The organism is Cupriavidus sp. CPT47-8839-RL05A, from assembly GCF_058792255.1.
The window spans coordinates 238,092-251,133 of record NZ_JBYTEG010000011.1 but is presented as its reverse complement, the minus strand read 5'-3'; the positions used below and the strand labels follow the sequence as shown (position 1 = coordinate 251,133).

The 13,042-nt window shown below is 69.2% G+C and carries 9 protein-coding genes; 2 read left to right on the top strand and 7 right to left on the bottom strand.

All coding sequences use genetic code 11. The features are described 5' to 3' along the window. Positions 1–138 precede the first annotated feature (138 nt). The 6 genes from AC3WVS_RS16045 to AC3WVS_RS16020 all read right to left on the bottom strand — a co-directional run bounded on the left by AC3WVS_RS16045 (position 139) and on the right by AC3WVS_RS16020 (position 7,408). On the bottom strand, positions 139–2,571 hold the full coding sequence (locus AC3WVS_RS16045) for a penicillin acylase family protein (protein ID WP_492319446.1): 2,433 nt from the start codon (positions 2,569–2,571) through the stop codon (positions 139–141). A 125-nt stretch (positions 2,572–2,696) separates the two neighbouring features. Continuing rightward, positions 2,697–4,280, bottom strand: a complete 1,584-nt coding sequence (locus AC3WVS_RS16040; protein ID WP_492319445.1) for a sulfite reductase subunit alpha — start codon at positions 4,278–4,280, stop codon at positions 2,697–2,699. An 11-nt stretch (positions 4,281–4,291) separates the two neighbouring features. Further along, entirely contained in the window at positions 4,292–5,299 is a 1,008-nt protein-coding gene (locus AC3WVS_RS16035) for an FAD:protein FMN transferase (RefSeq protein WP_492319444.1), read from the bottom strand. 14 nt (positions 5,300–5,313) lie between these two features. Beyond that, positions 5,314–6,153 (bottom strand): DUF4198 domain-containing protein, encoded by an 840-nt coding sequence (locus AC3WVS_RS16030; protein WP_058698784.1) that lies wholly within the window; start codon positions 6,151–6,153, stop codon positions 5,314–5,316. Between the two features lie 18 nt (positions 6,154–6,171). Further along, complete coding sequence (locus AC3WVS_RS16025) at positions 6,172–6,696, bottom strand: DUF2271 domain-containing protein (protein WP_439672214.1); 525 nt, start codon at positions 6,694–6,696, stop codon at positions 6,172–6,174. Between the two features lie 55 nt (positions 6,697–6,751). Next, positions 6,752–7,408: a PepSY-associated TM helix domain-containing protein gene (locus AC3WVS_RS16020; RefSeq protein ID WP_492319443.1), complete on the bottom strand. Its 657-nt coding sequence runs from the start codon at positions 7,406–7,408 to the stop codon at positions 6,752–6,754. Positions 7,409–7,868: 460 nt separating this feature from the next. On the opposite strand from AC3WVS_RS16020, the gene AC3WVS_RS16015 reads away from it, so the two are divergent. Together AC3WVS_RS16015 and AC3WVS_RS16010 are read left to right on the top strand one after the other, a co-directional pair. Then, positions 7,869–9,425: a methyl-accepting chemotaxis protein gene (locus tag AC3WVS_RS16015; RefSeq protein ID WP_492319442.1), complete on the top strand. Its 1,557-nt coding sequence runs from the start codon at positions 7,869–7,871 to the stop codon at positions 9,423–9,425. 122 nt (positions 9,426–9,547) lie between these two features. Continuing rightward, a complete protein-coding gene (locus AC3WVS_RS16010; RefSeq protein ID WP_492319441.1) occupies positions 9,548–9,799 on the top strand; it encodes a GlsB/YeaQ/YmgE family stress response membrane protein in 252 nt (83 codons plus the stop codon). Here the strand turns inward: AC3WVS_RS16010 and AC3WVS_RS16005 are convergent. Beyond that, positions 9,772–13,038, bottom strand: coding sequence for a transglycosylase domain-containing protein (locus AC3WVS_RS16005; protein WP_492319440.1), 3,267 nt, complete (start codon positions 13,036–13,038; stop codon positions 9,772–9,774). The genes AC3WVS_RS16010 and AC3WVS_RS16005 overlap by 28 nt on opposite strands. Between the last annotated feature and the right edge of the window lie 4 nt (positions 13,039–13,042).

Genomic DNA, 13,042 nt, shown 5'->3' with positions numbered 1-13,042 from the left:
CAAAAGACACTGCCAGCCAGTCTAGTTGTGTTACCCATGTCCCCGAACAGGTGTTACCTATGTCCCCGGTCTATACATGCGGGAGAGGGGAGCGTACGCCAAGCTTGATGGCTACTTCAAACGCATGGGTTGCCCCACTTACTGCGGCACCAACTCCAACCGCTCCCGGCTGGCCTTCTCCACCGCCTTGCGCGTATACACCAGCGGGAAATACTCCCCCTTGGCCCACAGCGGCGCCAGGTCGCGGTAATGCGGGCTGGCGGGATTGCCCGACTGCCCCGGCGTGTTGATCACGCGCGAGGCATCCCAGTTGCCCACATCCAGCACCATGCGGAACGACGCGCCGGCGGTCAGCCGGAAGTCGGTATTGCGGTAGCTGGTGTTCATCGGCGTGAAAGCCGAGCCGCCGATCGGACCGGCGTTGACATTGAACTGCTGGCGTTCCGCATCGCTCAGGATCGGGTCCATCGGATGCGTGAACACGGCGGTGTGGAGCTTGCCCCATTGCCATGCGCGCGGGTCGGGGCCGAGCTTGCCTTCCGCTTCCGCCATGGCGGCCTTCAGCGATTCGAGCATCACCGCATTGCGGCGCTCCACCGGCATCCACGGACCGGGCTGCTCCAGCACCGCCACCACGCGCGCGGCATCGCCGGCACCGACCAGGCGTGCGGCTTCGGGCGTCAGCGCGGCGCGCACCACGGCCTGGCGCAGGTGTTTGCTGAACCAGGCTTCGAACAATGCCGCTGCGGCGCTGTCGGCGCGCTCGTTGCCGTCCCAGCCGCGCAGCAGGTCCAGGCCGCGGGCCAGTTGCGGGTCGTCGCTGCGCACGTCCTTCAGCAGCGCCACCACGCGCTGGGCCGGCAGCGACACGGTGTCGTTCTGCCACGCCATCGAGTCCTGCACCGAGCTGCGCGCATTGGCGCCCACCACGGCCTTGAGCCGGCGCGCGCGCGCGCTGTCGCTCCATTCATAGCCCACGCCAAGTTTCGCGGCCGGGTGCTCGGGCGGGATGTTGTTCTCGTTGGCGGTGACGATGTAGCCTGGCGCGGGGTTATAGGCCCATGGCAGCTCGTCCATGTTGCGGTAGCCGGCCCACTCGTAGCGGCCATCGCCGGCCACCGGCGTGAGGCCGTCCCAGTTGGGCCGCTTGACGGTCAGCCCGCCCGGGATCCAGCCGATATTGCCGCTGGTGTCGGCATAGACCTGGTTCTCGCCAGGCGCGCCCCAGCGGTTCATGGCGGCGCGGAACTGGTCCCAGTTGCGCGCGCGCATATAGTCCATCGAGCCGAAGTACGGCGCCATGCCGTAGTCGAGCCACGCGGCGCGCAGCGCCCAGGCCTGCGCGCGGCCGGCATCGGCGACCAGCACCGGGCCGTGGCGCGTGAAGTCGATGGTGACCTTGCGCGGCGCGGACTCGCCCTTGACCACGATCTCTTCGGTGATGGTCTCCATCGGTTCCCAGCGGCCCTTGTACTTGTACTCATGCGGGTTGGCCGGATTGAGCTCGTAGCCGTACAGGTCTTCCTGGTCCATGTAGAAGCGCGTCAGGCCGAAAGCGATGGTGCCGTTGTGCCCGATCGAGATGCCGGGCAGGAACGGCTCGCCCGCGCCGATCACCGACATCCCCGGCGCGTTCAGGTGGCTGATATAGCGCAGGCTGGGCGCGCCGTGCGAGCGGTGCGGGTCGTTGGCCAGGATCGGGCGGCCGGTGGTGGTGCGCTTGCCGCCGATGACCCAGTTGTTCGACCCGAGGCTGCGGCCGGTATCGCTGTTGGGGTCCACCAGTGCGTAGAGCTGGTCGAGCGGGATGCTGGCGGCCTGCGCATTGCCCCACGCCTCTTTCGGGAAGCGCGCTGCGGCGGTGGCCAGTTCGTAGGCGCGGCGCAGTTCGGCGGCGGGAACCGTGCAGGGGTCGATGCCGGGGCTGAGCCTGGGCTCGATCTGCGGGTCGAGTTCGCGGCGCAGCCAGTCGGCACGCGGGGCGTCCTGCCTGGCCTGGCAATAGAGCTGGGCGCGTTCGACTTCGCCGGTGAAGTTGAGCGTCAGGCCGTGGTGGCGGATGCGCACGATATCGTCGGCGCGCCAGCGCGCAGGCTTGTAGTTGAGCTTGCGGAATTCCGGCGGCAGCAGCTCGGGCTTCTGCTCGGTCAGCGCCACATAGGCGTTCACCCCGGCCACGAAGGCCTCGGCCACGCGCTTGGCGTCGGAGCCATAGGCTAGCCATTCGCGGTACATGTCGCCGCGGAACAGCACCGCGCGCGCCATGCGGTCGCCATCGGCATAGGCCGGGCCGAAGTCCCTGGCCATCTCGCCGAGTCCGCGCTTGCGCCACAGGTCGATCTGCCACAGGCGGTCGCGCGCGGCCATGAAGCCCTGCACGAAGAAGGCGTCGTAGAGCGTGCCGGCATAGATATGCGGCACGCCCCAGCGGTCGACCAGCACGCTGGCGGGCTTTTCCAGGCCGGGCACGGCCAGCACGTTGTTGCGGGCGGGGGCTTCGGCCATGGCGGCCGGGATGGTGGCGGCGAGCAGGGCCAGCGCAGCGGCCAGGCGGCGGGGGGTGCGTAACATCAGGTCTCCTCGGTGTTGTGATTGGCTGCAGATGTCTTGCAGTTCACACCGAAGATAGTGCATCCCCGGCCAGCGCGCGAGCCGCGCGGCCGATCTCCGCACGGCGCGTGCCGCTGCGGGTTCGCTCAGTAGACGTCGCGCCGGTAGCGGCCGTCGTCGGCAAGCCGGCGCAGCGCGTCTGCGCCGAGGATCCCGGCCAGTGCGTCATGGATGCCGCCGGCCATGCCCTGCAGGCTGCCGCAGACATAGATGGCGGCGCCGTCCGCCACCCATTGGCGCACCGTATCGCCCTGCGCGCGCACGGCGTCCTGCACGTAGCGCGGCGCGCCGCCGTCGCGCGACCAGGCATGGTCCACGCGCTGCAGCGTGCCGTCGGCCTGCCATGCGGCCAGTTCCCCGGCAAAGAACGCGTCATGCTGCGCCGAGCGCTCGCCGAACAGCAGCCAGTTGCGGCGCTGCCCGGCCGCGGCGCGGGCCTTGAGCTGGGCGCGCAGCCCGGCCAGCCCGGTGCCGTTGCCGACCAGGATCAGGGGCCGGTCGTCAGTCGGCGGGTGGAAGCTGCGGTTGGTGCGGATGCGCAGCGCGATGCGGGTACCCACGGGCGCGTGCTCGGTCAGCCAGCCGGAGGCCAGGCCGAGGCGGCCGTCGTCGTAGCGGGTCTGCCGCACCAGCAGTTCGAGTTGCCCGTCCCGCGGCAGCGAGGCGATCGAATACTCGCGGTGCGGCAGCGGCGGCAGCGTCTCCACCAGTTGCTGCGGCGGCAGGCCCAGCATCGCCGCGAAGTGCGCCTCAGGCAGCGGCATGCGTGTGCCCAGCGCCTCGGCGAGCGTGGCGTCGCGGCCGTCGCAGCGCACCGGTGTGGCGCCGTCGAGGCCAAGCCGCGCCAGCAGCCGTTCAACCTCGGCCGGCGCGTGGCACGGGCCGATCTCGGCGATGTCGCCGGCTTGCCAGTCCATTGCCGCATCGCCCTGCGGCGCCAGCGACAGGTGGAACACCGGCGCACCCTGGCTGCCGGGGTTCAAATGATGGCGTTGCGCGAGCCGCCAGCTGTCATAGCGCGGCCGTTCCCAGTCGGCAATTTCCGCGCCGCCGCTCAGGGCCGACAGGTGGTTCTGCCAGTGGCGCAGGGCGCCTGCGTCCCCGTTGTCGACTTCGACCAGATCAAAGAGCGGCTGCGCACGGTGGCGCTGCAGCCAGCCGTCGAGCTTGTGGCCGAAAGCGCAGAAGCGCGCGTAGCTGCTGTCGCCGAGCGCGAGGATGCCATAGCGCAAAGACTGCAGGCCATCCGCGCCGGCCAGCAAGCGGCGTGAAAAACCGGACGCGCTGTCGGGGGCGTCGCCCTCGCCGGTGGTGCTGACCAGGAACAGCGCCTGGCGGCATGCCTGCAGGCGCTGCGCATCGACATCGGCCAGCGAGAGCAGTTGCACCGGCACGCCCGCGCCGTGCAGCGCGGTGGCGGTCTGCAGCGCCAGCTGTTCGGCAAACCCGGTCTGGGAGGCATAGGCAACCAGCGTCGCGCCCTCTTCCGTGCCAGCCAGTGCGGCCGCGCGCGCGCGCCGCTGGCGATAGTGGGCAACCACCGCGCTGCAGAAGCCCGCATAGGCCGCCACCACGCCGGCCGCCATGGCCATGCGCGACGGCCCCAGCACGGACAGCGCGATGCCGCCGGCAACGGCAAGCCAGCTTGCGCAGGCGATGGCGGACGGCATGGCCTTCGCCCTCATGCCAGCATCGCGGCAAAGGCCGGCGAAAGATGTTCATCGAAACCGCCCGGCGTGCGCACCAGGAAGCGCGCGGCAATGCCCTGGCGGCGCGCGTGCGCCATGCCGGCCTCTGGGCCCAGCACCGTCAGCGCGGTGGACAGCGCATCGGCCAGCATGCACTGCGCATGGATGACCGTGACCGAGGCCAGCGCGTGGCTGGCCGGATAGCCGGTGCGCGGATCGATGGTATGCGCGTAGCGGCGACCGTCACTGTCGAAATAGCGGCGATAGTCGCCGGAGGTGGCGATGGACAGGCCGTGCAGCGCCACCAGCGTCTGCCCCCCGGCATCGCAGTCCAGGCCGGGGGGTGATTCCAGCGCGACCCACCACGGCATGCCGTCGGGCTTGACGCCATGGCCGCGCAGTTCGCCGCCGATCTCGGTCAGGTGGTGGTCAAGGCCCTGCTCACACAGGTAGCCTGCCACCGCGTCGACGGCAAAGCCCTTGGCGATGGCGCAGAAGTCCAGCGACACGCCCCCCGGCTGCCAAGCGCGCCTGCCCGTGGCATCGACTTCGATGCGGGCCCAGCCGCAGCGGCCGCGCGTGGCCTGCACCGCGTCTGGCGACGGCGGCGCGGTGCGCGCCGGTGCTGGGCCGAAGCCCCACAGGTCGACCAGCGGACCGGCGCTCGGGTCATAGGCGCCACCGCTGTCGCGCGCCACCTGCAGCGCGCATTGCAGCACCATGAAGCAGTCTTCAGGCAGCGCGTGCCAGCTGCCGGGTGCCGCGCGGTTGAAACGGCTCAGGTCAGAATCCGCTTCCCAGTTGCTCATCTGCGCGATCACGCCATCGAGCACGGCCCGGATGCCGGCGGCGATGGCGTCCGCATCCGTCGCCGGCGGCAGCGGCGCCGCCACCGACCAGGTCGTGCCCATGGTCTGGCCGCCCCAGCGCTGCAGCCGCGTATCGGCTGCGGGCGGCTGCGGCGGCGCGGTCAGCGCGACAGGTACCAGGACGCGGTTCAAACCCGGCAACCGGCTTATTGCGGCAGCACTTCGACCGTCACCGCATAGACGGCACGGCGCGATTTGGCCTGTTTGAAGGTGGTCTTGTCGTCCTTCACCTCGGCTTCCATCCAGTACATGCCTGGGGCCGGCCACTTGACGCTGAACTTGCCGTCGGCGTCGGTGGTGGCGCTGAACTCCTGCAGCTGGTCGCGGTAGCGGATGCCGCCCGGCACCACCGAGACCTTCAGGTTGCTGGCGGGCTTGCCGTCGAGCAGCATGCGGAAGCTGGCGGTGTCGCCCGCGACCAGGTCGTTCGGGTGCGTGATCGGAGCCAGTTCCAGGCCGCGGCCGGCGGTGCGCAGGCCCTTGTCGCTGGGCTTGCCGGCGGTGACGAAGGATTCGATGCGGCCTTCGGCCTGGGTGACCTGCAGGTCCTGCGCATTGGCCGGGACTTCCTTGGCGAAGTTCTCGGCCGAACCGCGCCAGCGCTTGGCCTGGCCGTCGACCTTGTAGCTGGCGAACAGGCCGTTGTTGACCACCGCCACGCGGTAGGTGCCGGGCTGGGTCAGGTGCAGGTCGAAGGTGCTGCGGTACTTGCCGGTGGCCGCGTTCTCGGCCTTGACGGCGCTGCCGTCGGGCGCGGTCACCTGCAGGTTGTCGAGCCGCATCGGCACGTGCTCGAAATAGAACAGGTCGTTGGAGACAGCGGCGTCCACGGTCACCCACGGATCGCTGCCTGACAGCACGGTGGCCGACGGCAGCAGCCACTGGCGGTGCGCGTGCGCGGCCAGCGGCGCCAGGGCGGCCAGGGCGAGCACGGCCACGCGCGTGGCCATGCGGGTAGATGCGGCGGACATAAGGGAAGGTTTCATCGTCTGGCTCCGGAAGGATTACGGCTTCAGTTCGACGGTCACGCCGCCGAGTTCGTGTTCGCCCTTGGCGCGGGCGGTCTGTGCGGCTTGCGGCGGCCATGTGAACGGCACGCGCAGCAGTTCGCGCCCGCCCACTTCACGCGCGGCTTCCACCACCAGCTGGTAGTTGCCGGCGGGCAGCTTGCCCAGCGGCGCCTTGCCGTCGCTGAAGCTCACGCCGTGCTCGCCCGGCGCGCGCGTGGCGCCGGAGATGCCGTCGGCCGGCATGTGCAGATCGCGGCCGGCCTTGCGCCACCACTGGCGCATGTCCTTGAGCCACTTGGTGCCTTCGCCGTCCTTGAGCTTGCCGTCGTACCAGACCGCCAGGGTCTGCACCGGGCTCTGGTCAGCGCGCTCGACCCACATCGCCACATAGGGGCGGTGGTACTCGGCCACGGTCAGGCGCGGGATTTCGACCTTGACGTTCAGGTCCGCGGCCAGCGCGGGGCCGGCCAGGGGAACCGCGGCCATGCCGGTCAGGGTGACGGTGAGCAGTCGGCGCATATCGGAGAAACCTCGTCAGTGAGATGCAGGAAGGAAAACGGTTGGAATGGTTGACTCAATGGATAAACAGGAGCGCCAGCAGCACCGGGACCACCAGCCCCAGCCCCACCAGCGGCCAGGTCCCCACGCGCCCGGCCGCATGCAGCTTGAGCAGGAACAGGCCGGTCACGCTGAAGACCAGGCACGCCAGCGCGAACACATCCAGGAACAGGCTCCACGCGGCGCCGGTGTTGCGGCCCTTGTGCAGGTCGTTCAGGTAGGAGATGGCGCCGCGCGTGGTTTTCTCGTACTGGGCTTCGCCGCTGTCGAGTTCCAGGCTGACCCAGGCGTCGCCACCCGGACGCGGCAGCGCCACGTAGATCTCGTCGGCGGACCATTCGGCCTCGCGCCCGCTGGCGTCGATGTCCAGCGCCTGCGCCAGCCAGTCGGCCAGCACCGGCGGCACCGGCGCCTTCTTTTCACGCGCCTGGGCATCGCCCGCCGGCGCTTCGGCTCGCACCTGGTCGAGCACACGCGTGGGCATGGTGGCGTGACGCGTCTCGACCGCGGGCCTGGCCTCGATTTGTGCGGCGTGGTTGAGCGTGAAGCCGGTGACGGCAAACAGCAGCATCCCGATCAGGCAGATCGCGGAACTGATCCAGTGCCACTGGTGGAGATGCTTGAGCCAGAAGGCACGGCGCTGCTGGCCGGAGGCCGGCTGGGTTTCGGTCATTGCGGTTGGTCGGCGGGCGCAGCCCAAGTGGTGGCCCGGTCTTGCCTTGTGTACGGATAGCTGTAGCGCCCCTTGTGCGCATCACACGGCGCTCAGGTGTGCCATTGTCTGCACAATGGCTGGCGGAAGAGAGAAGGATAATCGTTCGCATTTGAAATCGCAAACGGTCCGGGGTGGGCGCTGGATTACAGCGCGTTACAACGTGAAGCAGCGGGACGGATCACTTGTCCGCGGCGCTCCGATTCGCTGGAAGAGATGTGCAATGCACAAGCCCGACGGCACATGCAAGCCAATCAACCACATCACCCGAAGGGGTGAAATTCCCCGGTCAAGTTAGTTGCCTCCTGCGCCGTTAAGGCGATGACTCACACGCATGCGACAGGCGCCACCGATGCATGACGCCGCCGGCGTGTCGCCGACAAGAAACGCGCAGTGCGCGGAATATGGAGGAGTGGAAGCAATGCTGCACAACCTGAGCCTGAAGAAGAAGCTGTTATTGCCGCTGGTGCTGAGCTGGATCTACCTGCTCGGCATCACGCTGTGGAACGCGTGGCAGATCCGCACGCTACGCATGGAAGAGCGGCGCCTGGACCTGGCCCACGTCACCGACACGGCATTCTCGGTGGTGGCCGAGTACGAGGCGCTGGCCAAGGCCGGCAAGCTGACGCAGGACGAGGCCAGGAAGCAGGCCATCGAGCGCGTGCGCGCGATGCGCTTCGGCAGCGATGGCTATTTCACGCTGATGCGCTCGGACACCGTGGTGCTGATGCATCCGTTCAAGCCGGAGATGAACGGCAAGGCCATGGAAGGCACCAGGGACCCCAACGGCGTCTACCTGTTCCGCGACATCGCCGAGATCGGCAAAGGGCCTGGCAAGGGCTTCGTCGAATACCTGTGGCCCAAGCCCGGCGCCGAAGCGCCGCAGCCCAAGCTGAGCTACGTGGCCAACTTCCGCCCGTGGGACTGGAACTTCATCGCGGGCCTGTACCTGGACGACATCGAGGCGGCGTTCCGCGCCGAGCTGATGAAGGCGTTCGGCATCCTGCTGGGGGTTGGCCTGCTGATGTCGCTGGTGATGGTGCGCGTGGCCGCCAGCCTGCAGCGCCAGCTGGGCGGCGAGCCCGCCACCACGGCGCACATCGCCGCGCGCATTGCCGAAGGCGACCTCGGCAGCCAGGTCGAGGTGCGCCCCGGCGACGAGCACAGCGTCCTCTATGCGATGCAGCGCATGCAGGCGCGCCTGACCGGCGCGATCGGCAGCATCCGCGGCTCGGCCGATTCGATCGCGGGCGCGGCCAAGCAGATCGCCGCGGGCAACGCCGACCTGTCGCGCCGCAGCGAAGAACAGGCCGCGTCGCTGCAGGAAACCGCCGCCAGCATGGAGCAGCTCACCAGCACCGTGCGCCAGAGCGCCGAGAACGCGCGCCAGGCCAGCCACCTGGCCGAAGGCGCATCGGACATCGCCGTGCGCGGCGGCACCATTGTCAGCCAGGTGGTGGACACCATGGGCGAGATCAAGAACGCCTCGGGCAAGGTGGTCGACATCATCGGCGTGATCGAGGGCATTGCCTTCCAGACCAACATCCTCGCGCTCAACGCGGCAGTGGAAGCGGCGCGGGCCGGCGACCAGGGCCGCGGCTTCGCGGTGGTGGCCGGCGAGGTGCGCACGCTGGCACAGCGCAGCGCCACCGCGGCCAAGGAGATCAAGGCGCTGATCGGCAACTCGGCGCAGCGCGTTGACGACGGCGCGGTGCTGGTGGAAAGCGCGGGCAAGGCCATGGACGAGATCGTCGGCGCGGTCAAGCGCGTGACCGACCTGATGGCCGAGATGCGCGCGGCCACCGAGGAGCAGACCGGCGGCATCGAGCAGGTCAACCAGGCGGTGTCGCAGATGGACCAGATGGCGCAGCAGAACGCCGCGCTGGTGGAAGAAGCCGCGGCCGCCGCCGCCTCGCTGGAAGACCAGGCCGACGCGCTGCATCACGCGGTCGGCCAGTTCCGGCTGGCGCAGGCTTGACGGCAGCGCCGCCGCTTGTCACTTGGGCGTCATACGCACCAGACTGCTGCGTGTATCATGAAGCGCAGCCGGCCGCCCCATGCGGTCGGCATGGACTCTGACCACTACCGGGAGAGCGCATCATGATGGCATTCATTGGCACCGTGTTCGTTGGCCTGATCGTCGGCCTGATCGCCAGGGCGGTCAAACCCGGCGACGACAAGATGGGCTGGATCATGACCATCGTCCTGGGCGTGCTGGGCTCGCTGGCTGCCGGCTACGTCGGCCGCGCCATGGGCTGGTACCAGCCGGGCCAGCCGGCCGGGTGGATCGCGTCGGTGCTTGGCGCGATCGTGCTGCTGGTGATCTACGGCATGGTCCGGCGCAAGGGCTGACTGGCGCGGCGCACGCCAACGGCATCGTTGGCGTCGGCCAGGTCCGGTACCTCGGGCGCGGCAGGCGCCTGCGGTACCGCGGCAGCATCGGGCTTGCCGCTGCGCGCCGGCGCCTGGAGACCCTGGGCCAGCGCGGCGCCAGGCACGGCATCGGCCGGCGCGGCCATGGTGGGCACGCGCGGCGTACGCAGCCCGGGCGCAGCATCGCGGCAGCGCAGCAGCGCGCGGTCGCCACCCGGCGCCATCGCCGACACCTGCGGCGCGATCGCCCGCAGGACCCGCACCGCCAGCGCGCTGGTAAAGCTGTAGCGCGCCGCATAGGGTTCTCTCACATTGACCACCACGGTGCCGAAGAAGCGCTCGCCCAGCGTGAACACAAAGGTGGCCGAGCGGTTCACCGAGCGCGACGAAATCAGCCGCCCACCCGGCCCGTAGACCTGGTAGCGCTGGTCGCCGGTGCCGGTCTTGCCCGCCACCGCCAGCGTGGCGCCATCACGCCCCGGCACCGTGAAGGCGCCGCGAATCGACTTGGCAGTGCCGCGCTCCACCACGTCCAGCATCGAGCGCCGTGCCAGCTCTGCCACCTCGGCCGGCAAGACCCGCTTGCCCGGGCCCGGCTGCAGCACGTAGCGCGTGGCGTACGGCGTGCCGTCGGCAAACGCCAGGCTGCGCACCGCCGTGTTCTGCGTGACCACGCCGCCCGCCAGCAGGATGCCGGCCAGCTCCGCCAGCGCGGCCGGCCGGTCGCCCGCGGCACCGATGGCGCTGCCGTACGACGGTGTCAGCGAATCGAACGGATAGCCCAGCCGCTGCCAGCGCCGCGCAATCCGCGTGAAGGCATCTTGCTCCAGCAGCGTGCGGATGCGGTTGTCCTGGCCGGCCTTGCTGCGCGTGCGGAACAGCCATTTGTACACTTCCTGGCGCTCGGCGGTGCTGGCCTTCAGGATCTCTGCCAGGGTCGCGTCGGGGTGCTGGTCGAGGTACTCCACCATCCACAGTTCCAGCGGATGCACCCGTGACAGGTAGCCCCGGTCGTTCAGGTTGAACTTGTCCTTGCCGTACTTGCGGTACAGCGCACTCAGGTCTTCGCCGGCCAGCTGCTTGTCGCCCAGGCGGGCGCGCATGATGCGGATGTAGCTGTCCTCGTCCAGCTGCGGCCGCGCGCTCAGCAGTGTCACCGACATGCGCACCGCGTTCAGGTGCGGCGTAGTCATGCGCACGCGGCCCAGCAGCGTGGTCAGGCGCAGCTCAGAACTCTTGCCGCGGTAGCGCTGGTAAAAGTTCGTCATGTAGGCGCTGCCCTCCTGGTCGGCAAAGCGCTCCAGGTAGGCGCGCCGGCCGGGCGCGTCGCGGTCATCGAAGAGCTCGCCAATGTCCGGGCTGGCGTGGAAGGTCTCGTAGCGCACGATGTCGCGCATCATGCGGATGAAGACCAGGTTGACCGAGTGCTGGAATGCGGTCCGCACCGTCAGGTTGCGCATGCCCGATTCACGCTCGAAGTTGGTGAAGCTCTGCAGGCCGCCGCCGGTGTAGAAGGCTTCGCCGGCGCCGCCCGAGTACTTGCGCTCCATGGCGGCCTCGAGCATGGCCATCAGCTCGCGCTCGGCGGGCTTGCGCGCCTTCAGCAAGTATTCGACCGCCCAGTGGCTGAGCGCATCCTGGCGTGCCAGCGGCACCGCGGCCAGTTGGGCGCTGGTCATGCCGGCGTAGCGTGCGTGCAGCTCGCTGATGATCTCCAGGTAGGTCACCAGCGTGCGCAGCTTGGCGGTGGAACCCAGGTTCAGGCGCGCGCCGCTGTTGATATCAAAGGGCTGGTCGATATTGTCGGCCTGGATCCGCACCACGCTGGCATTGCCCACGCGCTCATACAGCGTGAAGCTCGTCATCAGCTTCGACGGATCGTCGTGGTCGCGCAGCAGGTTGTGGCCGTACAGGCCCATGGCGCGCGCATCGGCCTTGTTGTTCACGCGCTGCAGGGTCTCGGTGACGATGCGCTGCGCCTCGCGGTTGACGGTGCTGTCCACGCTCAGGTCGAGCCGGTCCATGTCGTAGCGGCTCTCCACCCCCGTCAGCCGGGTGATATCGGCGCGCACCCGGTTGACGGCCTTGCGCGTGACAAAGGGCTCCTGCGGCGGGCTCTGGGGTGGCGCGGCCTTGTCCAGCGGCTGCGCCAGCGCCGCGTCGCGCAGCTCGGCGGTGATGACATTGTTGGCCGCCAGCAGGCGCAGGTAGCTGCCGGTCAGCGCATCCAGGTTGGTGTCGTCGCGGCGCAGGTGGTAGGACGGGCGGCGCTGCGAGATGATCAGCGACAGCGCGCGCTTGAAGGCCTGCGCCTGGCGCGGATCGGGCGCGCGCTGGTCCAGTTCCTTGAGCAGCCGGTTGACCTCGCCGAAGTCCTCGCCATACCAGACCCAGAGCCCATCGCCGATGCCGTTGATCTCGCCGAAGCCGGCGCGCGCCGACAGCGGCACCGTGTTCAGGTAGTCGACCACGATGCGCTCGCGCGCGCGCTGGGTGTCGGGGCCGTCCAGGTAGGCACGCAGCGACGCCGACGCCATCTGGCGGAATTTCTCGGGGATCGATGCGGTGCGGCCTTCGGGCGAGTGCCGGTATTTCTCGATCTGCGTGGCCAGCGTGCTGCCGCCGGGCGCGTCATGCGACTTGTCGGCAAGCCGGATCACCTGGTCAAGCACCGCGCGCGACAGCCGGCGCCAGTCCAGCGCCGGGTTCATATTGGGGTATTCCGGGTTGAGCAGGCCCTGGTTCTCGACATAGAGCAAGGCGCTCACCAGCAGTGGCGGCACCGCGCCGAAGTCCTGGTACTGGCGCTGCGGATAACGCTCGAACGCCAGCGTCAGCCCGTTGCAGTCGCGCAGCAGCAGGCCCGCCTGGTTTTTCTCGCGGTAGGGCGTGAACAGGCCTTCGTCGATCAGCCGCACCATGTCGGGCGACATGCGCGCCTGTTCGGCAGGAACGTAGCCGCGCTGCTCCAGCCGCTGCGCGAACAGCGGCATCCGGCCGTAGCCCATGCGGGCGTCATAGGGCCCGGAATGCGGGAAACGGATGCTGTCGCTGGCGCCCGGCTGGATCTCGAATGTCAGTCGCTGCCCCAGGCTGCCGATCAGCCGCGCCTGCAAGTGCGAGTTGCGCACTTCGCTTGCGACAAAGCTGTACACGACATAGGCGCCCCCACCAAGGGCGACCGCCAAGCCAGCGAAGATCCAGCCACGACGCGACACGTTT

Bases quoted from the DNA above. Each gene is read 5' to 3' on its own strand.
- AC3WVS_RS16045 (WP_492319446.1), bottom strand. From the start codon at position 2,571: ATGTTACGCACCCCCCGCCGCCTGGCCGCTGCGCTGGCCCTGCTCGCC.
- AC3WVS_RS16030 (WP_058698784.1), bottom strand. From the start codon at position 6,153: ATGAAACCTTCCCTTATGTCCGCCGCATCTACCCGCATGGCCACGCGC.
- AC3WVS_RS16020 (WP_492319443.1), bottom strand. From the start codon at position 7,408: ATGACCGAAACCCAGCCGGCCTCCGGCCAGCAGCGCCGTGCCTTCTGG.
- AC3WVS_RS16025 (WP_439672214.1), bottom strand. From the start codon at position 6,696: ATGCGCCGACTGCTCACCGTCACCCTGACCGGCATGGCCGCGGTTCCC.
- AC3WVS_RS16010 (WP_492319441.1), top strand. From the start codon at position 9,548: ATGATGGCATTCATTGGCACCGTGTTCGTTGGCCTGATCGTCGGCCTG.
- AC3WVS_RS16015 (WP_492319442.1), top strand. From the start codon at position 7,869: ATGCTGCACAACCTGAGCCTGAAGAAGAAGCTGTTATTGCCGCTGGTG.
- AC3WVS_RS16040 (WP_492319445.1), bottom strand. From the start codon at position 4,280: ATGCCGTCCGCCATCGCCTGCGCAAGCTGGCTTGCCGTTGCCGGCGGC.